The organism is Mesorhizobium sp. M2E.F.Ca.ET.219.01.1.1, assembly GCF_004016445.2.
In the GTDB taxonomy this organism is placed as follows: Bacteria; Pseudomonadota; Alphaproteobacteria; order Rhizobiales; family Rhizobiaceae; genus Mesorhizobium.
This window is the reverse complement of the sequence record NZ_SADT02000002.1, coordinates 320,685-341,090: the sequence shown is the minus strand read 5'-3', so window position 1 is coordinate 341,090 and position 20,406 is coordinate 320,685. Positions and strand designations below refer to the sequence as shown.

At 64.2% G+C, this 20,406-nt stretch carries 17 protein-coding genes and 1 pseudogene; 9 read left to right on the top strand and 9 right to left on the bottom strand.

Features of this window, described 5'->3' with window-relative positions:
• Positions 1-3: 3 nt before the first annotated feature.
• The 6 genes and pseudogenes from EN862_RS12010 to EN862_RS11985 all read right to left on the bottom strand — a co-directional run bounded on the left by EN862_RS12010 (position 4) and on the right by EN862_RS11985 (position 6,015).
• On the bottom strand, positions 4-1,089 hold the full coding sequence (locus tag EN862_RS12010; protein ID WP_127866993.1) for an ABC transporter ATP-binding protein: 1,086 nt from the start codon (positions 1,087-1,089) through the stop codon (positions 4-6).
• The gene (locus tag EN862_RS12005; protein WP_127866992.1) at positions 1,079-1,687 is read right to left on the bottom strand and encodes a cupin domain-containing protein; all 609 of its coding nucleotides are present in this window, start codon (positions 1,685-1,687) and stop codon (positions 1,079-1,081) included. Before EN862_RS12005 ends, EN862_RS12010 begins: the two co-directional genes overlap by 11 nt.
• A gap of 286 nt (positions 1,688-1,973) precedes the next feature.
• A complete protein-coding gene (locus EN862_RS12000) occupies positions 1,974-3,044 on the bottom strand; it encodes an ABC transporter substrate-binding protein (RefSeq protein WP_127866991.1) in 1,071 nt (356 codons plus the stop codon).
• A 27-nt stretch (positions 3,045-3,071) separates the two neighbouring features.
• A complete protein-coding gene (locus EN862_RS11995) occupies positions 3,072-3,890 on the bottom strand; it encodes an ABC transporter permease (protein ID WP_127866990.1) in 819 nt (272 codons plus the stop codon).
• A complete protein-coding gene (locus EN862_RS11990; RefSeq protein ID WP_127866989.1) occupies positions 3,887-4,777 on the bottom strand; it encodes an ABC transporter permease in 891 nt (296 codons plus the stop codon). The genes EN862_RS11995 and EN862_RS11990 overlap by 4 nt, the downstream gene beginning before the upstream one ends.
• 93 nt (positions 4,778-4,870) lie before the next feature.
• Positions 4,871-6,015: pseudogene (locus EN862_RS11985) on the bottom strand (FAD-binding oxidoreductase).
• 306 nt (positions 6,016-6,321) lie between these two features.
• Between EN862_RS11985 and EN862_RS11980 the strand changes: the two are divergent.
• The 5 genes from EN862_RS11980 to EN862_RS11960 all read left to right on the top strand — a co-directional run bounded on the left by EN862_RS11980 (position 6,322) and on the right by EN862_RS11960 (position 11,661).
• Positions 6,322-7,479: a fumarylacetoacetate hydrolase family protein gene (locus tag EN862_RS11980; protein ID WP_127866988.1), complete on the top strand. Its 1,158-nt coding sequence runs from the start codon at positions 6,322-6,324 to the stop codon at positions 7,477-7,479.
• Between the two features lie 269 nt (positions 7,480-7,748).
• Entirely contained in the window at positions 7,749-8,681 is a 933-nt protein-coding gene (locus tag EN862_RS11975) for a substrate-binding domain-containing protein (RefSeq protein WP_127867280.1), read from the top strand.
• 128 nt (positions 8,682-8,809) lie between these two features.
• Positions 8,810-9,796, top strand: a complete 987-nt coding sequence (locus EN862_RS11970; protein ID WP_127866987.1) for an ABC transporter permease — start codon at positions 8,810-8,812, stop codon at positions 9,794-9,796.
• A 4-nt stretch (positions 9,797-9,800) separates the two neighbouring features.
• The gene (locus tag EN862_RS11965) at positions 9,801-10,595 is read left to right on the top strand and encodes an ATP-binding cassette domain-containing protein (protein ID WP_127866986.1); all 795 of its coding nucleotides are present in this window, start codon (positions 9,801-9,803) and stop codon (positions 10,593-10,595) included.
• Between the two features lie 43 nt (positions 10,596-10,638).
• Positions 10,639-11,661, top strand: coding sequence for a LacI family DNA-binding transcriptional regulator (locus EN862_RS11960; RefSeq protein WP_127866985.1), 1,023 nt, complete (start codon positions 10,639-10,641; stop codon positions 11,659-11,661).
• Positions 11,662-12,017: 356 nt separating this feature from the next.
• Here EN862_RS11960 and EN862_RS11950 read toward each other — a convergent pair whose 3' ends face one another.
• On the bottom strand, positions 12,018-12,806 hold the full coding sequence (locus EN862_RS11950; protein WP_127866984.1) for a methyltransferase domain-containing protein: 789 nt from the start codon (positions 12,804-12,806) through the stop codon (positions 12,018-12,020).
• A 54-nt stretch (positions 12,807-12,860) separates the two neighbouring features.
• A complete protein-coding gene (locus tag EN862_RS11945) occupies positions 12,861-13,442 on the bottom strand; it encodes a TetR/AcrR family transcriptional regulator (protein ID WP_127230506.1) in 582 nt (193 codons plus the stop codon).
• Positions 13,443-13,690: 248 nt separating this feature from the next.
• Here EN862_RS11945 and EN862_RS11940 point away from each other — a divergent pair, with 248 nt between their 5' ends.
• Genes EN862_RS11940 through EN862_RS11930 form a run of 3 tightly spaced genes read left to right on the top strand, consistent with a single transcriptional unit; the run spans position 13,691 to position 18,303 of the window.
• The gene (locus EN862_RS11940; RefSeq protein ID WP_127866983.1) at positions 13,691-13,930 is read left to right on the top strand and encodes a hypothetical protein; all 240 of its coding nucleotides are present in this window, start codon (positions 13,691-13,693) and stop codon (positions 13,928-13,930) included.
• Complete coding sequence (locus tag EN862_RS11935) at positions 13,924-17,121, top strand: multidrug efflux RND transporter permease subunit (RefSeq protein ID WP_127866982.1); 3,198 nt, start codon at positions 13,924-13,926, stop codon at positions 17,119-17,121. The genes EN862_RS11940 and EN862_RS11935 overlap by 7 nt, the downstream gene beginning before the upstream one ends.
• A gap of 33 nt (positions 17,122-17,154) precedes the next feature.
• Positions 17,155-18,303: an efflux RND transporter periplasmic adaptor subunit gene (locus EN862_RS11930; RefSeq protein WP_127866981.1), complete on the top strand. Its 1,149-nt coding sequence runs from the start codon at positions 17,155-17,157 to the stop codon at positions 18,301-18,303.
• A gap of 72 nt (positions 18,304-18,375) precedes the next feature.
• Here the strand turns inward: EN862_RS11930 and EN862_RS11925 are convergent, their stop codons facing one another.
• Positions 18,376-19,311, bottom strand: a complete 936-nt coding sequence (locus EN862_RS11925; protein WP_127866980.1) for a LysR substrate-binding domain-containing protein — start codon at positions 19,309-19,311, stop codon at positions 18,376-18,378.
• A gap of 100 nt (positions 19,312-19,411) precedes the next feature.
• On the opposite strand from EN862_RS11925, the gene EN862_RS11920 reads away from it, so the two are divergent.
• Positions 19,412-20,203: a 2OG-Fe(II) oxygenase gene (locus EN862_RS11920; RefSeq protein ID WP_245519560.1), complete on the top strand. Its 792-nt coding sequence runs from the start codon at positions 19,412-19,414 to the stop codon at positions 20,201-20,203.
• The last annotated feature ends 203 nt before the right edge of the window (positions 20,204-20,406 follow it).

Below are 20,406 nucleotides of genomic sequence, written 5' to 3'. Positions count from 1 at the left end.
GCATTAGCTTGAAAGGATCGGGCAGTTGGCGCCACGGCGCAGGCTGACATGCGCCACGTCGCCGACGCCGAACTGCGAGCCGTCGGCGCGGCGCGGCGCGTCTATGACGATCGCGGTCCCCTGCCCGAGCTCGGCATGCAGGCGCAGCGTGCGGCCGTGGAAGACGACGCCGCTGACCCGGGCCGGCGCGGTGCCTTCCGCAGCCTCGCTGGCAACCAGAATATCTTCGGGGCGCACGCCGATGGTGCGTGTGTCGCCGGCGGTCGGCGTCTCGCCACTGTCTGAGGTTGCCTCCAGCGGCAGCTCGCCGACGGCGAAGCGCAACCGCTCGCCATCGCGGCCCAGGAAGCGCGACTGCAACAGGTTCATCGTGCCGATGAAGGAGGCCACGAAGCGCGTCGCGGGGCGATCGTAGAGCGTTGCCGGCGCGGCGATCTGCTCGATGCGGCCCTTGTTCATGACGACGATGCGGTCGGAGATCGACAGCGCCTCGGTCTGGTCATGCGTGACCATCACGAAAGTGGTGCCGAGTCGCGATTGCAGCCGCTTCAATTCGACCTGCATCTGCTCGCGCAGATGCGCGTCGAGCGCCGACAGCGGCTCGTCGAGCAACAGCACGCGCGGCTCGCAGACGATGGCGCGGGCCAAAGCGACGCGCTGGCGCTGGCCGCCGGAGAGTTCCGAGACGCGGGCGCGCAGCTTGTCGGCGAGGCCGACCATGTCGAGCGCGTCGCGGACCCGTTTGGCCTGCTCGGCACTGGACATTTTCCGCAGCGACAGGCCGAAGCCGACATTGGCCGCGACATCCATATGCGGGAACAGCGCGTAGTCCTGGAAGACGGTGTTGACCGGACGGTCGAAGGGCCTCAAGCCCGTGATGTCGCGACCTTCGAGAAGGACATTGCCGCTGGTCGGGCTCTCGAAGCCGGCGATGACGCGCAAGCTCGTCGTCTTGCCGCAGCCGGAAGGGCCGAGCAGTGTCAGGAACTCACCCGGAGCGATATCGAGATCGACGGCATCGAGGCCGACCACGCCACCCGGGAAAACCTTCGAAACCTTCTGCAGTCTTACGAGCGCATCAGGCGCCATCGCGCACCTCGGACGGCTTTGTCGTGTTGACCCAGAGGATCTGGCAGCGCTCGTCGCCGGGGTTGCGGAAGGCATGCAGCAGCGTGCTCTTGAAGGCGAAGCTGTCGCCGGCTTTCAGCACATAGGTCGTGGCATCCACCACCAGTTCGACCTCTCCGGTCATGACGAAGCCGAATTCGTGGCCGGCATGGGCATAGGCTTCCGCCGTGCCGCCACCGGCCTCGACCGTGACCAGCATGCCTGTGAGCGTCGCCGCCGGCGGGGAAAGCAGCGCCTTGGCGATGCCCTCGGATTTCACCGGGATCGAGCGGCGCTTATCGGCGCGCACGCAATAGAGGTCGTTCACCGCCTCATTGCCGTCCGTGATCAGCGCCGAAGGTTCGATGTCGAGGGCGGCGGCCAGCGGCCAGATCACCTTGACGCGCAGCGAGGACATGCCGCGCTCGATCTGGCTGAGCGCGCCGATGGAGATGCCGGCCTTGGCGGCCAGGTCGGCAAGCGAGAGATTACGCTCGAGGCGCAATGCCCGCACGCGCCGGCCGACGCGGATGTCGGCATCGTCCTTCGGCCTTGTCGCCGCTTCGTTAAGAACGTCCATGCAATGGTCCTCGTTGTCTTTCCACCGACGCGGCGCAGCGCCGCCAGGCTCCCCCTTCTCCCCTTGTGGGAGAAGGTGTCGCCGAAGGCGACGGATGAGGGGTACTCCAGCTTGGCAAGGACGGCGATCCGTCCAACACCCCTCATCCGTCTCGGCGCTGCGCGCCGATCCACCGCCCGGCCCTTCGCAGGCTCAGGGCGTTCGAAGCTCGAAAAGCCAAGCAATTGGCTTTTCGTCCGCTGACGCGGACCGCTTCTCACCCCACAAGGGGAGAAGGTAAGAGCGCTCAGCCGCCCGCCTTCACTTTCTCGAACATCTTGGCCACATCGTCATTCTGCTTCATCGGGCCGGTGAAGATGGTGCTCTTCAGCATCACCTCCGGGTCCGCTGGCAGCTGCAGCTTGTCGAGTTCGTCCTTCGACACGCCGGCGAAAGCGGTCGAGAGCGAGCTGCCATAGCCGTAAGACTGGATCAGGAACTTGCCCGAGTCGGCATCGAGCCGGCTGTTGATGAAGTCATAGGCGAGATCGACGTTCTTGGCGTCCTTGAGCATGACGAAACCGCAGGCCCAGGTGAGCATGCCTTCCTTCGGCTTCATGAACTCGACCGGCACGCCCTGTTTCTTGAGCGAAGTGGCGGATGCGTTCCAGGTCATGGCGGCGACCAACTGGCCGCTCGCCAGCGCCTGCTCCACTGAGGTCATGTCGGTGGTGTAGCTCGATAATAGCGGCCGCTGCTCGCGCAGTTTTGCCGCCACCTTGTCCATCTGCTCCGTCGTCATGTCGAAGGGGTTCACGCCCGCCAGAAGCGCTGCGACGATGGGCGTGTCGTGCACGGCGTCGATGGTCGCCATGCGGCCGGCATATTGCTTGTCCCACAGGAGATTCCAGCTCGCCTCCGGGTTCTTCACCAGATCGGTGCGGTAGAGGATCGAGGTGTTGCCCCAGTCCCACGGCACCATCCACACCTTGCCGTCGCCCGCCTGCAGGTCGGGCAGGTTCTTGAACACCGGGAAGATCGAGTCCCAGTTCTTGATGCGCTTGGTGTCGATCGGCTGCAGCAGGCCTTCCTTGTTCCAGCGCGCCACCTTGTCGTAGCAGGGATGGGCGATGTCGGGACGGAAGCCGGCCTTGACCTTGGTGAAGGCGTCGTCGTCGTCGCCGAAGATCGACGCCTCGACGCCGTCCGGATGCGCGGCAAGGAAGCTCTTGTTGAAGTCGGGCAATTCATAGCCCGACCAGGTGAAATATTGCAGCTTGTCGGCGGCAAAAGCGACCGTCGACGACAACGCCATGGCGAGGGCCGCGAGACCCGCCAGGGCCTTGTGGCCGGTTATCGATTTCAGGTGTACAGTCATTTTCGTTCTCCTCTTCTTTGTTGTGCTTCAGGCTGGATTGCGGCGCGCGGCGCCGAGGCCGCGATGGCGCAGGATTTCGGCGGTGCCGGCGATGATGAAGGATAGGGTGAGGATCACCGTTCCCAGCGCCATCACGGTCGGCAGCGAGCGTGGAAAGCGCAGCTGGCTCCAGATGTAGAGCGGCAGCGTCGGCTCGGTGCCGGCTAGGAAGAAGACGACGATGAACTCGTCGAAGGAAATCAGGAAAGAAAGCATGAAGGCCGACAGCACGGCGGGCGCGCTCAGCGGCAGCATGACACGCCGGAACGTCGTCCAGTCGGAAGCGCCAAGGTCGAGCGCGGCCTCGCGGATCGTCTTCGGAATGGCGGCGAAGCGGCTGCGCATCACCACCACGGTCGTCGGCAGCGCGACGAGGATATGGCCGAGCACGATGGAAACGCGCGACGGGCCGATACCGATGAGGTTGACCAGGATCAGCAGCGAGATGCCGACGATGACGCCGGGGATCAGGATCGGCAGGCGGGCGATGGCACCGATGGTGGCGGCGAGCGGCGAACGGCCATAGAGATCCATATAGGAAACGGTGATGCCGCAGAGCGTCGCCCCGAAGGCCGCGATGACGCCGATGACCAGGCTGTTGGCCAAGGCGCCGGAAAGCGCCGGATTGCCGTAGAGCGTGCGGTACCAATCCAGCGTGAAACCCTGCAGCGGAAACGCCGCCTGGATGGAGTTGTTGAAGGAAAACAGCGGGATCAAAAGCACCGGCAAATAAAGGAAGACGAGATAGGCAAGCACGTAAAGGCCGAGCCAGCCGCCGCCTGTGTTGGTGTTGGCCCGCGCGCTCATGTGCGGCTGCCGAACCTGCGGTCGGCGCCGCGCGCGAGAAGCACCACGCACAGAATGACCAGCATGACGCAGACCGATAGCGCTGCACCAAACGGCCAGTCATTGGCCTTGCCGAATTGCGACTGGATCAGCGTGCCGATCATGGTGCTGGCCGGACCGCCGACCATGGCCGGCGTGACATAATCGCCGACCGTCGGCACGAAGACGACGAGGGCGGCCGCCAGCACGCCCGGCATGGAATTGGGCAGCACGACGCGGCGGAAGCTGGTGAAGGGCCGCGCGCCGAGATCGGAGGCGGCTTCGAGCAGCGATTTCGGGATCGTGTCCAGCGCCACATAGATCGGCAGGATGGCGAAGGGCGCGTAGGCGTGGGCGAGCGTCACCACCACGGCGGCCGGTGTGTTGAGGAAGGCGAGCGTCGGTTCCTTCCAAAGGCCGCTTTCGATGAAGGCTGAGTTCAGCACGCCATTATAGGCAAGCACGATCTTCCAGGCGAAGACGCGCAAGAGGTAGCTGGTCCAGAAGGGCAGCGTGACCAGGAAAAGCAAAAGGTTGCGGCGGCGGCCAGCATGGAAGGCGAGGTAATAGGCGACAGGATAGGCGGTAACGACGGTGGCGAGCGTCACCAGGCCGGCAATGACCAGCGAGCGCAGCGTGACCGTCCAGTAGAGCGGGTCGGTGGCGACGGTAATGAAATTTTGCGCCGTCAGGCCGACGCCGAGCAGCGAGCCGTCATTGCCCCTGAAGGCGAGGAGCACCACAAGCCCAAGCGCGAAGAGGATCAGGAAGAATGTGACCAGCCCTCCCGGCAGCAGCATGGCGAGGCGGAACACCGGCGAGATGCGGTTTTCCGGCAAGGGCCTTGTTGCAACGATGGTCGACGACATCGAACTGCCCATCGGGATTCTGAAATCACCTAATGATTTTTCATATTCATGAAACTGTCAAGCTGAATCGCTTGCGCGCTGCACGCGTTCGGCTCAACGTTCGAATGTGTCGAGCATCCGGTACCAGGTGATGGTGGCGGCAACGCCGACCTGGCGAAAGGCGTGGAACGGGATCGGCCGGATCGGCGACAGCGGGAACGGCAATTGCCTGGTATCGCCGCCGGCAAGGTAGCTCGCCACACGTTTGCCTAGCGCGCTCATCAGGCCGACGCCCCTGCCCTGACAGCCCACAACTGCAAGCAGGCCCTTTTCCGGCTCATGCAGATGCGGCAGGTGATCCGGCGTCAGCGCGACGCGGCCGAACCAGCGCTTTTCGATGGCGATGCCGGCAAGCGCCGGATAGAGGCGGATGAGCGCGCGTTCGAGATGCGCCCAGTCGGCCGCGCTCGAGGGCAGCGCCATGCGGCCATCGGGGCTTTTGCGGTAGTAAACAAGAATGCGACGGGAATCGGAAACCGCTTGCCCGCCGGGCAGGATGCTCGCGGCAAGCTCGGCCGGCAGCGGCGCGGTGGCGATCTGGAAGGAATGGAGCGGCACGATTGTCTGCGCGAGGCCAGGCAACAGGCCGTCCGTATAGGCATTGGTGGCGAGCACCACCGACTTCGCTTGCAATTCGATGCCGCTCTCTGTCGAACCCGCCAGACGCCGGCCTCCTTGGCGAGCTTCACCACCCGCTGCTGCTCGGCGATCCTGGCGCCAGCAACCGAGGCGACGCGCGCCAGCTCGAGCGTGTAGGACAGCGGATCGATGACGCCGGCGCGGCGGTCGAGCCAGCCGCCGAGATAGCCCCTGGCGCCAGTCATCGCCGCGATCCCGGCCTGATCGAGCAGCCTGACATCGGCGCCGCGCGAGCGCCATTGGCGATCGCGGTTGGCGGCCGCCTTCAGGGCGGTCTCGGTGTGCGCCGCCTGGATCCAGCCATCGCGCGTGAACGGCACGGCCAGCTTCTCGTTGCGGATCACATCGAACACGGCATCGGCCGTCGAGGCGGCGAACTCGACCAGGGCTTCACCGCGCTCCTTGCCGAAATGTTCAATCAGCCATTCCGGATCGTATTTGAGGCCGGGAATGACCTGACCGCCATTGAGACCGGAAGCGCCCTGCCCGATCGCGCCAGCGTCCAGCACCTGGACCGACAGACCGGCGCGCGCCGCATGCAAGGCCGTCGACAGGCCCATGATGCCGCCGCCGACGATGATCGCGTCCAATGTGCCGCCGGATGACAGTTCGGACCGGAACGCCGGCGCCGTCTGGGGTTTCCGCCAGACCGGATCGGAGAAGGCTGCGGGCAAAGATCACCTCGGCGCTGGAACTCGTGAAAATCCTATTGGCGGTTTCATGAATTTGAAAGAGCGCTCGATAGGCCAGACAAGTCCTGGCTATGTGACAGCACAGCCATGGCCCATAAACCTTGGCATCGACGGGATAGACGTTTGCGCTAAATCCGGGGAAAGTGCCGCGCGACAATCGAGAGGAATGATGCCATGACCGATCCGACCCGCCTGCCTGCCGAAGGACTTTTCGTCGGCCGCGCCAGGACCAGCGCCGCTTCTCATCCGCTTGTGGTCACGGTGCGGAACGGCGAGGTCATCGACATCACCTCGAGCGCGGCGCCGACGGTGCGCGACCTTTGCGAGCTGAAGGATCCGGCTGACTATCTGCGTTCGGCCAAGGGCAAGGCCATCGGCGCGCTCGCCGATATCGCGGCGAACAGTTTTGAGGCCACGCGTGACGCGGAGAAACCCATCTTGCTGTCGCCCGTCGACCTGCAGGCGGTCAAAGCCTCCGGCGTCACCTTCGTCGTCAGCCTGCTCGAGCGCGTCATCGAGGAGCAAGCGCGTGGCTCGGCGGAGAAGGCCGATGCCATTCGCGCCGATATCGCCGGACTGATCGGCCACGATTTGTCGAAGCTCAAGCCCGGTTCGCCGGAAGCGATGGAGATCAAGGCCAAGCTGATCTCGCGCGGCGCCTGGTCGCAATATCTGGAAGTGGGCATCGGCCCGGACGCCGAGATCTTCACCAAATGCCAGCCGATGGCCTCGGTCGGCTTCGGCGCCGATGTCGGGCTGCATCCCGTCTCCACCTGGAACAACCCGGAACCCGAGATCGCCATGATCGCCGACAGCTCGGGCCGCATCGTCGGCGCCACGCTCGGCAACGATGTCAATCTGCGCGATGTCGAGGGACGCTCGGCGCTGCTTCTCGGCAAGGCCAAGGACAACAACGCTTCCGCCTCGCTCGGGCCTTTCATCCGGCTGTTCGACGAGACGTTTTCCATCGCCGACGTGAAGCGCGCCACGGTGCGGCTCAGCGTCGAGGGCGAGGACGGCTTCTCGCTGGAAGGCGCTAGCTCGATGGCGGAAATCAGCCGCTCGCCGGAAGAGCTGGTCAAGGCGGCGATGGGGCCGCATCACCAGTATCCCGACGGGCTGGCGCTCTATCTTGGCACCATGTTCGTGCCGTCGAAGGACCGAGGCGAGAAGGGCAAGGGTTTTACCCACAAGGTCGGCGACATCGTCACCATCTCGTCGGAAAAGCTCGGCGCGCTCACCAACCGCGTGCGCCTGTCGCCGGATTGTCCGCATTGGACCTACGGCGCCAGCCACCTGATGCGCGACCTGGCCAAAGCGGGCCTTATCTAACGCCGCACCATAGGGCATTGCCTGCAGGTCAATCCGCGCGGCGGATGAGCCGATGGCGCCGCTTGCCCGCGAAAATCATCGCAGCTGATGCAATCTGATGGGATTGCTGATGGCGCGCGAAGCTGTGCCAACATCCATTGGCGATGGAGGCTTGCCATCGCCCGAAAAAGGGAATGCTCTACACGTCCCGCTCGGCGCTGGCAGGAGGTGCGGTCCAAGGCCGCATCGCGCTTGATGTGGAGGAGAGTTTCAACATGGGAGGAAATCGAATGTTTTCGCGGCTAAGACTGCTCGTGCTTGGCTTGATCGCGCTCGTCGCCATTCCGGCGATGGCTGAGGCCAAGACGTTCTACTGGATTTCACATGGCGGCCCGGCCGACCCGGTCTGGACCTATTTCCTGGCCGGCGCCAAGCAATGGGCCAGCGACACCGGCAATAAGGTCAACACGTCGTTCCACAATGGCGATGTTGCCTCGCAGCAGGAAGCGATCCGCGCCGCCATCTCGGCCAAGGCCGACGGCATCGTCACCACCAGCCCCGATCCGGGCAGCCTGATCGAGCTCGCCAAGGAAGCGCGCGCCGCCAACATTCCGATCATCAACTTCAACACGCCCGATCCGAAGGCGAACTTCAACGCCTATGTCGGCGGCGACAACGTCACCTTCGGCAAGCATTGGGCGCAATACCTGGTCGACAAGGGCCTGGTGAAGAAAGGCGACTTCGTCTGGATGCCGGTCGAGGTTCCCGGCGCCACCTATGGCGTGCAGGAAGAGGAAGGCATCAAGAGCGTCTTCGGGCCGGCCGGCATCACCTATGAGATCACCGAGGCCACGCTCGACCAGGCCGAGGTGATCAGCCGCATGGCCGACTACCTCACCGCTCACAAGGGCAAGGTGAAGGCGATCATCGGCCTCGGCGACCTCGTCACCGGCTCGATCAAACGGGTGTTCGACCAGGTCGGCGTCAAGGCGGGCGAGATCCCGGTCGTCGGCTGGGGCAACTCGCTCGACACCACGCAGGAGGTGCTGAACGGCTATGTCAACGCCGCGCAGTGGCAGGACCCGCAGGCGACCAGCTATGTGGCGCTGTCGCTGGCCAACATGGCCGCCAGCGGCATTCCTCCGGGCTTCAACGTCATCACCGGCGCGCTCTATGAGAAGGACACCGCCGGCGTCTACGACAAGATCCTGTCCGGCAAATAAGTCCCCGCGCGATTGACCAGCGCCGCGCTTTCCACCTGAGGCGCGGCGCTGGATGCTACCGCCGCCGGAGCCCGCCGCGATACGCGGCACGTAATCCGGCCAGTTTTCAATCATGTCGCGGGTATCTCGTGGAAAACCGTTCCGTCATCCAGCGCCTGATCGGCAGGTCAGAATTCGGCCCCCTTGTCCTGCTCGTCGTCGAGTTGGTCGTGTTCTGGGCTATCAATCCGGACTTCCTCTCGCCGCAGAACATCTCCAACATCCTGGCCTTCACCGTCGAGCTCGGCCTGATCGCGCTGGCGATGACGCTGCTGATGACATCGGGTGAATTCGACCTTTCCGTCGGCTCGCTGTTCGGCTTCTCGCCGGTGCTGATGTGGACGCTGTTCAACAGCGGCGTCACCTCACTGGAGTTGGGCCTGCTGATCGCGCTGATCGTTGCCGCGCTGATCGGGCTGGTGAATGGCTGGTTCGTCACCCAGCTCAAGATCCCGTCCTTCCTGGTCACGCTTGGCATGCTCTTGGTCGTGCGCGGCACGGCGCTGTTCGTCACCGACGGTTTCCCCCAGCGCACCTGGAGCGCGGAAGGCAGCTGGCTGGCGAACATCCTGGTCGGCGATTTCTATGTCGGGCCGTTCCGCATCTATGCCTCGTTGTTCTGGTTCATAGGTGCTGCGATCGTGCTCGGCTATGTGCTGACACAGAGCCGCACCGGCAACTGGATCCAGGCCGCCGGCGGCAATCCCAACGCGGCACGCGCACGCGGCGTCAACGTCAACCGCGTCAAGGTCGGCCTGTTCATCCTCTCGGCGCTGATGGCCTCGCTGGCCGGCGTGATCTCGTCGCTGCGCACCTCCGCGGCCAACCCCAACAGCGGCACCGGCTACGAGCTCGAGGTCATCGCCATGGTGGTGATCGGCGGCACGGCGCTGACCGGCGGGCGCGGCACCATCATCGGCACCGTGCTCGGCATCCTGATCCTGCGCGTGATGCGCAACGGCATCGTGCTGATCGGCGTCCCGGGGCTCGCCTACAACATCTTCATCGGCGCGATCATCCTCGGCATGATGGCGCTGCATTCGTGGCTCGAACGCCGGCACCAGGCAGGGACTTAAGACGATGGCCGAGCCTCTGATCCGCATGACGAGTATCCGCAAGTCCTACGGGCGCGTGCAGGCGCTGGTGGACGCCAATTTCCACGTCAATGAAAAGGAAATCGTCGGCCTGCTCGGCGATAACGGCGCCGGCAAGTCGACATTGATCAAGGTGCTGTCGGGCGCCGTGCCGCTGACCAGCGGCGACATCTTCGTGCGCGGCAAGAAGGTCAATTTCCGCAGCACCAGCGACGCTATCGCTGAGGGCATCGAGACGATCTACCAGGACTCGGCGCTCGTCACGCAGCTGTCGATCGCGCGCAACCTGTTTCTCGGGCGCGAGCCGATCAAGCCGCCGCGCTTCCTGAACCGCATGGACCAGGAGGCGATGAACGCGGTGGCGCGCGATCTGCTCAGGCAAGTCGGCATCACCAAGAACATCCCGCCGACGACGCCGATCGGCTCGCTGTCGGGCGGCGAGCGGCAGGCGGTCGCGATCGCGCGCGCCATGCATTTCGACAGCGATCTCATCATCCTCGACGAGCCGACCAACAATCTCGGCGTCGCCGAGACGCAAGGGGTGCTGAGCTTCGTGCGCAGCGCACGCGACTCCGGCCATTCCTGCATCTTCATCGCGCATAACATCCATCACGTCTTCCAGGTGGTCGACCGCATCGTGGTGATGCGGCGGGGCAAGGTGGTGGCCGACGACATCGATCCGAAGAAGACGACGGTCGCCGAGGTCGAGCGCGTCATCACTGGCATGTCTGACAAGGAAATCCGCGACGCCATCGCCGACGGTCCAAAGCAGCATGGCTGATTTCGACTGACACAGGCTCGTATCCGATCCTATGACTGGACCCATGAAAGCCACCGTAGCCGACATCGCCAGAAGCTGCGGCCTGTCGACCGCGACCGTCGACCGGGTGCTGAACAACCGCCCGGGCGCAAGTGCGGCCAACCGGCAGCGCGTGATGGAAGCGGCCAAGCAGCTCGGCTATCTGCCGACGCTCGACCAGGTCGTGCTGCCGTCGAAGCCGGCGCATCTCGAATTCTTCCTGCCGATCGGGTCCAACGCCTTCATGGCCGATCTTGCCCACCACATCGAAGACTATGCGGCGCGCCTGCCCCTGGTCGCCTCCTGCCGCATCCACAACCTTGCCGGCATTTCGCCCGGCGCGCTGCAGGGCGCGGTGGAGAATCTGTCGCTCAAGGCCAATGGCGTCGGCGTCATCGCCGTCGACCATCCGCGCACACGCAACATCCTGCGCGAGCTGGTCGAGGCCGGAATCAGGCTGGTCACGCTGGTCTCAGACGTGCCGGCCGCGCCCCGCTCGGCCTATGTCGGCATCGACAACCGCGTTGCGGGCCGCACGGCGGCGCTGCTGATGGGCCGCTTTCTCGGCGGCCGTACAGGGCATCTGGCGATGGTGGTCGGCTCACGCTCCTATCGCGGCCATGAGGAGCGCGAGATGGGTTTTCGCTCGGTGCTGAGCGAAGAGTTCCCCAGCCTCACCGTGTCCAGCGCCGTCGAGATCAACGACGAGCCGGACGCCAGTTACCGCGCGACGATCAAGGCGCTGCACGACGAACCGGACCTGCTCGGCATATACTGCGTCGGCGCCGGCCGCTCCGGCGTCGCCAAGGCCCTGCTCGAGGCCAAGCCGCGCCGGAAGCCGGTCTTCATCTGCCACGACCTGACCAAGGAGACACGCCGCTATCTCGTCGACGATCTCGCCGATGTCGTCATCGACCAGAATGCGCGGCTGATCGCCGAGCAGTCGGTGATCCGCCTGCTCGGCTCGATCGTTTCATCGGCGCCCTATTTGACGAAGAAATTCATCGAACCGCGGCTGATCTTCAAGGAAAACGTGCCGGTACAGTAGCCCTGCAACCAGTCCCGAACGGCCAGTTCGCGGATTTGTCTGATAATTGATCCCGCAATTCTGCACAGCAGCTATGCACGTTTCGCAATTGCCGAATCGTTAGGCACCCCGTATCTATCTCGGTGTCGGCCGTCTCCTCCTCCCAGATGTGATGCCGACGCTGAGTGCGGTACACCTCCTCCCGTGCCGTATTCGAAATCAAGCCCGCTGCCACCTCCTCCCGGCAGCGGGCTTTTTCTTTGCGCGCCAAAGGCGGAAGCGAAGCCAGTCCATCTTGATGCTGACCAGGTACGCGCTATCTCTTTGATTTGAAGCAACTCCGGACGGAAAACCGCTCACATTTTCCTGGAATTGCTCTAACCATTCGCCGTCACCAGATTGGAGCTGAGTTCGAAAGCGACTCCCGATCCATCGGCGTAGGACTGCAGCACGGGCGCACTCCCGCTCACGACGTCCTCCACGACGCGCTTGCGTTCGTGATCGGCCATTGCCTTGCCGGCAGCACTCATGCCGACCAGCGCCATCGTGTTCAATCGCAGGAGGGGTGCCCCGTCCTCAAAGCGTATCCTGCGCGATATTGTCCTCGATCGCACATCGTGGAAGCCGGCGTCGCGGAGCAGCGCCTCGATCAGCGCCGCATTCCCAAAGCTGTGGCGCAGGTCCACGATTGGGCCGAGGAGTCGCTCGGCGACGCGGCGAAGATCGCGAAAGAAGGGGATTTCCTCATCGGGACGCCACGTGGCAACTGCCAGCCGGCCGCCCCGCGCCAAAGCCCGCCGCATCTGCGCCGCCGCGGCGGGCTTGTCGGGAAAAAACTGCAGCCCCTGCTGACAGACGACCACGTCGAACTGCTCTCCGTCGCGGAGCGGCAGCGCACCGGCATTGCCTACGCGCCAATCTATGTCTGGCGCCACGGTGCGCGCGACGGCAAGCATTTCCGCGTTGATGTCGATGCCGACGACATATCCGGCGGCGCCGAGCTGTTCCCTGGCAACGCGGGCAACTATTCCTGTGCCGCAGGCGACGTCCAACACACGATGGCCTGGAGAGAGCTTCACCTCTTCGAAGGTGACTTCGGCCCAGGGGCGAAACAGAGGCCCCACGAGCCAGCGCTCATACATCTCCGGAAAACTTGCCTGACCCATCGTCTAGCGCCCGTTTTCGGGACAGCATAGCAGAATCAGGACGATCCGAAGAGATCAGCGCGCCCGGAACGAGGCGATCAGGCTCTCGGCCATGCGCACGAATTGCGCGCTCGGACCTTCGGCGCCGACGCTCTGCATCGAGACGCGGGCGCCTTCGAGCAGCAGCGACAGCGTGTCAGCAAGCAGTTCCGCCTGGCCGATGCCGGCATCGCGGCAAAGCGCAACCAGCTTTTCGCGCTGGGCTTCCTTCAGCTCCTTGATGACGCGCCTGGCCGGGTGATCGGCCTCGGTGAGCTCGACGGCGGCATTGGCCATGTCGCAGCCACGACTGTCGACGCTGAGCAATTCCGAAGCCTTCTGGACCCAGGCATGCAACTGGGCGAGCTTGTCGCCGGGATGCCTGGCCTCGAACTCGTCCCATATCCTCGAAGCCTTCGCCGCCGTGGCGCGCAGGCATTCGATCACCAGCTCGTCCTTGGATTCGAAGTGACGGTAAAGCGTCATCTTGTTGGTGCCGGCAGCCTCGGTGATGGCGTCGACGCCAACTCCCTTGATGCCGTGCTTGTGGAACATGTCCTGCGCCGTCTCCAGGATCCGATCCCGGGGGCGGGAACGCTCCGCAACGCCGTCAGTCATCATGCTCTCCTTTCGTCGTTTCCAAAAAAACCGTCGCCACCTCTTGACTAGGGTGTTACCGGTCTGTAACTTTTAGATGTTACTTACTGGTAACACCTATATCACTCCCCGTCAAACGACAAGGCCCACCGATAGCCTGCCAGAGTGAGATAGGACGAAAAAACAGCCTGTCATGCGGCTTCGGCCGGTGAAAAAGAGAAAAAGCGGCCCGTGATCAACCGATACGGACCGGGCAAGGAGCCACTCCTATGCAAAAGCGCAAAGACCTGACGATCGACGAAGCCGTCCGGGATCCGATGATCCGGCTGGTGATGAAGGCGGACGGGATCGACCCCAAAGCCTTCGAGCGGATGCTGCGCCAGCGCGCGGCGGAACAGGCGCCGGATGAGGAAGGCCTGCCATCCTTCCTGGCGGATTCCGGCTCCGGCCGGGCCCGGCGCACGCGCCATTTCGCAAAACCCTTCGGCGAGGCGTCCGCATCATGGTAAATTTCTTCGTTCACCGTCCGATCTTTGCGTCTGCGATCGCCATCATCATGGTGCTCGCCGGCGCGATCGCTTATTTCCTTCTGCCGGTCTCGCAGTTCCCCGACATCACGCCGCCGCAGGTCGTGGTCAGCGCCCACTATCCGGGCGCCAGCGCGCAGGTCGTGGCCGACACGGTCACCACGCCGCTGGAGCAGCAGATCAACGGCGTGCAAGGCATGACCTACATGTCGTCGACGAGCTCGAATGACGGCTCGTCCACCATCACCATCACCTTCGACGTCGGCTACCCGCTGAGCACGGCGGCGGTCGATGTGCAGAATCGCGTCAGCCAAGCGGCATCCTCCCTGCCGGCAATCGTCAATCAGGGCGGTGTGACGATCAAGAAGCAGAACCCCAATTTCGTGCTGATCGTCGACCTCACCTCGCCGGACGGCTCGGTCGATCCGGTGGCGCTGAGCAACCTCGCCTATCTGCAGGTGGTCGATCCGCTGAAGCGCCTGCCAGGCGTCGGCGACGTGCAGATCTTCGGCGAGCGCCGCTATTCGATGCGCGTCTGGCTCGACCCGGACAAACTGGCCAATCTCGGCATCACCGCCGTCGACGTCCAGAACGCCATCGCCGAACAGAACGTGCAGGTCGCGGCCGGCAAGATCGGCCAGTCGCCGGCGCCCGCCGGCACCGCCTTCGAGATGCAGGTCAACGCGGTCGGCCGCCTGAGCGACCCGAAGGAATTCGGCGACATCGTCGTGCGCGCCAATTCGCAGAACGGCTCGCTCGTTAGGCTGCGCGACGTCGCGCGAATCGAGCTCGGCGCGCTGCAATATTCGTCATCCGCCTTCTTCGGCAAGGACCCGACCGTGGTGCTCGCCGTCTACCAGATGCCCGGCTCCAACGCTCTCGACCTGCAGCAGCGGGTCAAGGACAAGATGCAGGAGCTGTCGCAGCGTTTCCCGAAGGGCGTCCACTACGCCATGCACTACGACACGACGCGCTTCGTGTCGGCCTCGATGCATGACGTGCTGATCACGCTCGGCGAGGCGCTGGTGCTGGTCGTGGCGGTGGTGTTCATCTTCCTGCAGAGCTGGCGCACGACCATCATTCCGACCATCGCCATCCCCGTGTCGCTGATCGCGACGCTGGCGATCATGTATATGCTGGGCTTCTCGCTCAACATGCTCTCCCTGCTCGGCATGGTGCTGGCGATCGGCCTCGTCGTCGACGACGCGATCGTCGTTGTCGAGAATGTCGAGCGACAGCTGGAGGCCGGGCTCAAGCCGCTTGCCGCAACGCGCGCGGCGATGGCCGAAGTGACGGGACCGATCATCGCCACCACGGCGGTGCTGATGGCGGTGTTCGTCCCCGTCGCCTTCATCCCCGGCGTTTCCGGCCGGCTCTACAACCAGTTCGCACTGACAGTGGCGATCTCGGTCGGCATCTCGGCCTTCAACTCGCTGACGCTGTCGCCCGCCCTGAGCGCCGCGTTCCTGCGCCATCGCGGCGAGACGCAGTTCGTGCTGTTCCGCTGGTTCAACGCCGGCTTCGACTGGCTGTCGCATGCCTATGCCCATGGTGTGCGCATCCTGATCAAGCTGCGCTGGATCATGCTTGGGCTGTTCGCGGCCGGCCTCGTCGCCACCTATTTCGTCTGGCAGAAACTGCCTTCGACCTTCCTCCCCGTGGAGGACCAGGGCTATTTCTTCGTCGTCATCCAGCTGCCGGACGGCGCCTCGCTTGAGCGCACCGACGCGGTGGCGCAGAAGGCGCGCGACATCCTGCAGAACACGCCCGGCGTCGACATCGTCGGCTCGATCAGCGGCCTCAACTTCCTGACCAGCGCCGCGCAGTCCAATTCGGCGGTGGAGTTCGCCATTCTGAAGCCATGGGACCAGCGCGGTCCCGACCAGAATGCGTCGAAACTGGTCGAGCAGGTGCGTGGCAAGCTGCTGCAGATGCCGGACGCGTTCGCGCTGTCCTTCGACCCGCCCTCGATCCCGGGCCTCGGCACCACCGGTGGCTTCGAGTTCCAGGTGGAGGACCTCTCCGGTCGCGGCAGCGCCGCGCTCAACGAGGTCACGCAGGCGTTGATCGCCGAGGCGCGCAAGCAGCCGGAGCTCAACCCGCAGCAGCTGTTCTCGTCCTTCTCGACCTCGACGCCGCAGTTCAACTACGACCTCGACCGCAACAAGGCCAAGCTTCTCGGCCTCAACCTGCCGGATGTCTTCAACACCTTGCAGATCTATCTCGGCTCGCTCTACGTCAACGACTTCAACCTGTTCGGCCGCACCTTCCGCGTGACCATCCAGGCGGACAAGGACGCGCGCGCCGACGCGACCGACATCTCCAGGCTTTATGTGCGCAACGCGTCGGGCGGCATGGTGCCGCTGAACACGTTGGGCAAGCTTGTGCCGATCGTCGGACCGGAGACCGTGCCGCATTACAACAACAATGCGTCGGCCCTGATCAATGGCGGTGCTGCCCCCGGCTTCTCGTCCGGACAGGCGGTGGCGGCGATGGAGCGGGCGGCGGCGAACGTGCTGCCGCGCGACTTCGGCTACGAATGGACCGGCATCACCTTCCAGGAGCTCAAGGCCGGATCGATCGCCTCGGTCGTGTTCGGGCTGGCGATCGTGTTCGTCTTCCTGATCCTGGCGGCGCAGTATGAAAGCTGGGCGATGCCCTTCATGGTGTTGCTCGCCGTGCCGCTCGCTCTGTTCGGCGCCTTCGTCGTGCTGTTGCTGCGCGGCATGCAGATCGACGTCTACTCGCAGATCGGCTTTGTCATGCTGATCGGCCTGGCGGCCAAGAACGCGATCCTGATCGTCGAGTTCGCAAGGCGACGGCGCGAGGAAGGCCTGACCATCGTCGATGCGGCGATGGAAGCGGCGAGGCTCAGGTTGCGGCCGATCCTGATGACCGCCTTCGCCTTCATCCTCGGCGTGCTGCCGCTGATGTTCGCGACGGGCGCGGGTGCGGCCAGCCGGCAGTCGATCGGCACCACCGTCTTCGGCGGCATGGTGGCGGCGACCATCCTGTCGCTGGTCTTCGTGCCAGTCTTCTACGCGGTGATCGAACAGCTGCGCGAGCGCGGCGAAAAGGAACCAGCCAAGGGACACCACGACGCCCCTCAGCAGCAAGAAATCGAACCGACCGCGGAGCCGGCGCTTCAGCCGCTCGCCCAGGCGGCTGAATAGCTCGCAGGCGGCCGAATAGGATTGGAGACCAAAATGCGTAAATGGAAAATCGCTTTAGGAACGGCCGTTGTGCTTGGCGCGATCTCGGTGGCAAGCGTCCACCTGCTGAATCCGGGCTATCTCGGCGGCGGCACGGCGGGCGCAGCGCCCGCGCCGGCGGCCTTCGTCATGCCGGTGCCGGTGGTGAACGTCGTGAAGAAGACGCTGCCGATCTATCTGGACTACGCCGCGCGGGTGGAGTCGATCCGCAGCATCACGCTGCAGGCCCGCGTGCCGGGTTATCTGCAGGAGCAGACCGCGGCCGACGGCAGCGACGTGAAGCAGGGCGACATGCTCTACCGCATCGCGCCCGATGACTATCAGGCCTCGCTCGACCAGGCGAAGGCGCAGGTGCAGCGCGATACCGCGACGCTCGAATATGCAAAGTCCAATCTCGGCCGCGGCACCGACCTCGCCAAGGCCGGCTATCTCGACAAGGACAGCTTCGACCAGCGCACCAGTAATCTGCGCTCGGCGCAGGCTGCCCTTGCCGTCGACCAGGCGGCGGTGCGGACGGCCGAGCTCAATCTCGGTTACGCCGAGATCAAAGCGCCCTTCCCGGGCCGCATCGGCCGCAACCAGGCCTCGGTCGGCACGCTGGTCAGCGTCGCCGGCACGGTGCTCAACACGCTGGTGCAGCTCGACCCGATCTATGTGACCTTCAATCCGAGCGAGACCGACCTCGTCCAGATCGAGCAGGCGAAGGCCGCCGGCCCGATCGCCGTCGATGTGCTGTTGCCCGGCGATACGGTGCCGAGCCAGAAGGGGGAGCTGACCTTCATCGACAACACGATCGACCACTCGACCGGCACGATCACGGCGCGCGCCACGATCGGCAACGCCAAGTTCACGCTGCTGCCGGGACAATATGTGCGGGTGCGGCTGCATGTGAAGGAGCAGCCCAACACGCTGATGGTGCCGCAGGTGGCGCTGGGCTCCAGCCAGCTCGGCAAGTACCTCTATGTCATCGGCAAGGGCAACACAGTCGACCAGAAGCTGGTGTCGCTCGGGCCGACCGATGGCGACCTGATTTCCGTGACCTCCGGCATCTCAGAGACCGACCAGGTGATCACGGGCAATCTGCAGAAGATCGGACCCGGAATGCCGGTTTCTCCCTTGCCGCAACCGAAACCGGCCAGCTGATAACCCCCATCAGTTTCCGGTCCGACGGCGCCCTCGACTCCCACGTCGAGGGCGCCGTTTTTTTATGAGTTGTCAGACGGCTCCCGATGCCGGTTCCGTGCGGGGCCTGCCGGGATTGCTCGCCAGCAACTCGACGAGGCCGGCAATGTCGGCGCGTTCCGCCTTGGCCGGCAGCATGAAGGCGCAATAGGGCTGACCCAGGCGGACGGAGACGGAAGACAGCGCGATCAACCGGCCGGCCTCGAGATCCGCATTCGCCATCGCCTTCTGTCCCAAAGCTACCCCCAGCCCCAGCCTTGCCGCGCCGATCGCCAGGCTGGAGAGGCCGACGCGGCGGCCATGCGATGGATCGGGCGCGCGGCCGCCCCCAGCGGCCGCGAACCAGTCCGCCCAGCTCGGATGCGAGGCGTAGTTGGGACCCCAGTTGGTGTGGATGAAATGGCTTTCATGCATATCGGCGAGGCCGGACGACCCGTTCCCGTGGCGCTGCCAGAAGCCGGGCGACGCAACCGGCAGCACCTCGTCGTGAACGAGCCGCACCATCTTCAGCGCCGGATAGTGATAATCGCCATAGGAGATGCGCAGATCGATGTTCTGGCGCACGACGTCGACGGGATCGTCCTCGACGCGGACATCGATCGCCATCCGCGGAAAGCCGTCGAGCAGAACGGCAAGCTTGGGCGCCAGCCACAACTCGGCCAGGGAGAACGGCACGCTGACCACAAGGCGCGTGCGCAGGCCACCTTCCAGCATGCGCCTGCCGACAGCCGCGATCTCGCCCAGTGCATGCGCCGTCTGCGGATAGATGGCATGGCCGGCATCGGTCAGCGCGATGCGGTTGCCGTTGCGCATAAAGAGCTGCTTGCCGAACCAGTCTTCCAGATTGCGTATCTGCTGGCTGACCGCGGCCGATGACACGCCGAGTTCGGTGGCGGCAAGCGTGAAGGAACCGGCACGGGCCGCGACCTCGAAAGCCCTCATCGCGTTCAATGGCGGAAGCTTTTCCACGGCCTATCCTCGAAAGTTTTTCTTGGCCGAGCCTAACAATTTTCCGCGTTGCGGCAAAGTTTTCCTTGGCGTGTAGTGTCCTCAGATTTTGGAGGACGCAATGATCGAAACCATTCTCGACCTGGACCGCTATCCGCTGAACCGCGAGGGCAGCCTTGAGTGGCAGCGCCTGGTGGACGAGTCCAAGGCGGCGCTCGCGGCAAACGGCATGTTCAACCTGGAAGGGTTCCTGCGCCCCGGCATCGCCGAGAAGGCGGTCGCCGAAATCCGGCCGGTGATGGATACGCGCTCGCATGTCCACAAGCGCATGCACAACATCTACTTCAAGCCGTCGATCCCGGAGCTCGCACCGGACCACCCCGCACTGCGCAAGGTCGAGACGATCAGCCATACGGTCTGCGCCGACCAGATCCCGGTCAGCACCGTCCTTTCGATCTACGAATACGCGCCGCTGGTGCGGTTCCTGGCGGCGACGATGAACAAGCCGCAATTGCATGTCATGCAGGATCCGCTGGCCCGCGCCAATGTCATGGGCTACCGCGCCGGCGAAGCGCTCAACTGGCATTTCGACCGCTCGGAATTCACCACGACGCTGTTGCTGCAAGCGCCCGAGATCGGCGGCGATTTCGAATACCGCACCGACCTGCGCTCGGACGACGACCCGAACTATGACGGTGTCGCCAAGCTGCTCGAGGGGCGCGACCCCGAAGCAAAAATCCTGCGCATCAAGGCCGGCACGCTGAACGTCTTCCGCGGCAAGAACACCGCGCATCGCGTCACCACGGTCGAGGGCAATCGCGAGCGCATGATCGCGGTGTTCTCCTACTATGAACGTCCGGGCGTGATGTTTACCGACGAGGAGCGGATCGGCTTCTACGGTCGTGCCGCCTGAGACTGTTTGGAAATTCTACTCCGGCGGCCATCTGGCGGCGCTTTCTGCGCTTCCGGTGCTCACGGACCCAAATGTCCGCTCCGCTCCGGTTCTCGAAATCACCACCATATGACTGGCCAGAGCGAATTTCGAAACAGTCTCCGCAATCTGCCGATCTCGGTCAAAAATAAGCTCTTGTTAGATTGTCGACAATCTGCTTGTCT

What these genes read in the sequence shown, in the direction of transcription:
- EN862_RS11935 (WP_127866982.1), top strand. Translation starts at nt 13,924, where the DNA reads ATGGTAAATTTCTTCGTTCACCGTCCGATCTTTGCGTCTGCGATCGCC.
- EN862_RS12010 (WP_127866993.1), bottom strand. Translation starts at nt 1,089, where the DNA reads ATGGCGCCTGATGCGCTCGTAAGACTGCAGAAGGTTTCGAAGGTTTTC.
- EN862_RS11995 (WP_127866990.1), bottom strand. Translation starts at nt 3,890, where the DNA reads ATGAGCGCGCGGGCCAACACCAACACAGGCGGCGGCTGGCTCGGCCTT.
- EN862_RS11965 (WP_127866986.1), top strand. Translation starts at nt 9,801, where the DNA reads ATGGCCGAGCCTCTGATCCGCATGACGAGTATCCGCAAGTCCTACGGG.
- EN862_RS11975 (WP_127867280.1), top strand. Translation starts at nt 7,749, where the DNA reads ATGTTTTCGCGGCTAAGACTGCTCGTGCTTGGCTTGATCGCGCTCGTC.
- EN862_RS11960 (WP_127866985.1), top strand. Translation starts at nt 10,639, where the DNA reads ATGAAAGCCACCGTAGCCGACATCGCCAGAAGCTGCGGCCTGTCGACC.
- EN862_RS12005 (WP_127866992.1), bottom strand. Translation starts at nt 1,687, where the DNA reads ATGGACGTTCTTAACGAAGCGGCGACAAGGCCGAAGGACGATGCCGAC.
- EN862_RS11950 (WP_127866984.1), bottom strand. Translation starts at nt 12,806, where the DNA reads ATGGGTCAGGCAAGTTTTCCGGAGATGTATGAGCGCTGGCTCGTGGGG.
- EN862_RS11990 (WP_127866989.1), bottom strand. Translation starts at nt 4,777, where the DNA reads ATGTCGTCGACCATCGTTGCAACAAGGCCCTTGCCGGAAAACCGCATC.
- EN862_RS11940 (WP_127866983.1), top strand. Translation starts at nt 13,691, where the DNA reads ATGCAAAAGCGCAAAGACCTGACGATCGACGAAGCCGTCCGGGATCCG.
- EN862_RS11945 (WP_127230506.1), bottom strand. Translation starts at nt 13,442, where the DNA reads ATGACTGACGGCGTTGCGGAGCGTTCCCGCCCCCGGGATCGGATCCTG.
- EN862_RS12000 (WP_127866991.1), bottom strand. Translation starts at nt 3,044, where the DNA reads ATGACTGTACACCTGAAATCGATAACCGGCCACAAGGCCCTGGCGGGT.
- EN862_RS11920 (WP_245519560.1), top strand. Translation starts at nt 19,412, where the DNA reads ATGATCGAAACCATTCTCGACCTGGACCGCTATCCGCTGAACCGCGAG.
- EN862_RS11980 (WP_127866988.1), top strand. Translation starts at nt 6,322, where the DNA reads ATGACCGATCCGACCCGCCTGCCTGCCGAAGGACTTTTCGTCGGCCGC.
- EN862_RS11930 (WP_127866981.1), top strand. Translation starts at nt 17,155, where the DNA reads ATGCGTAAATGGAAAATCGCTTTAGGAACGGCCGTTGTGCTTGGCGCG.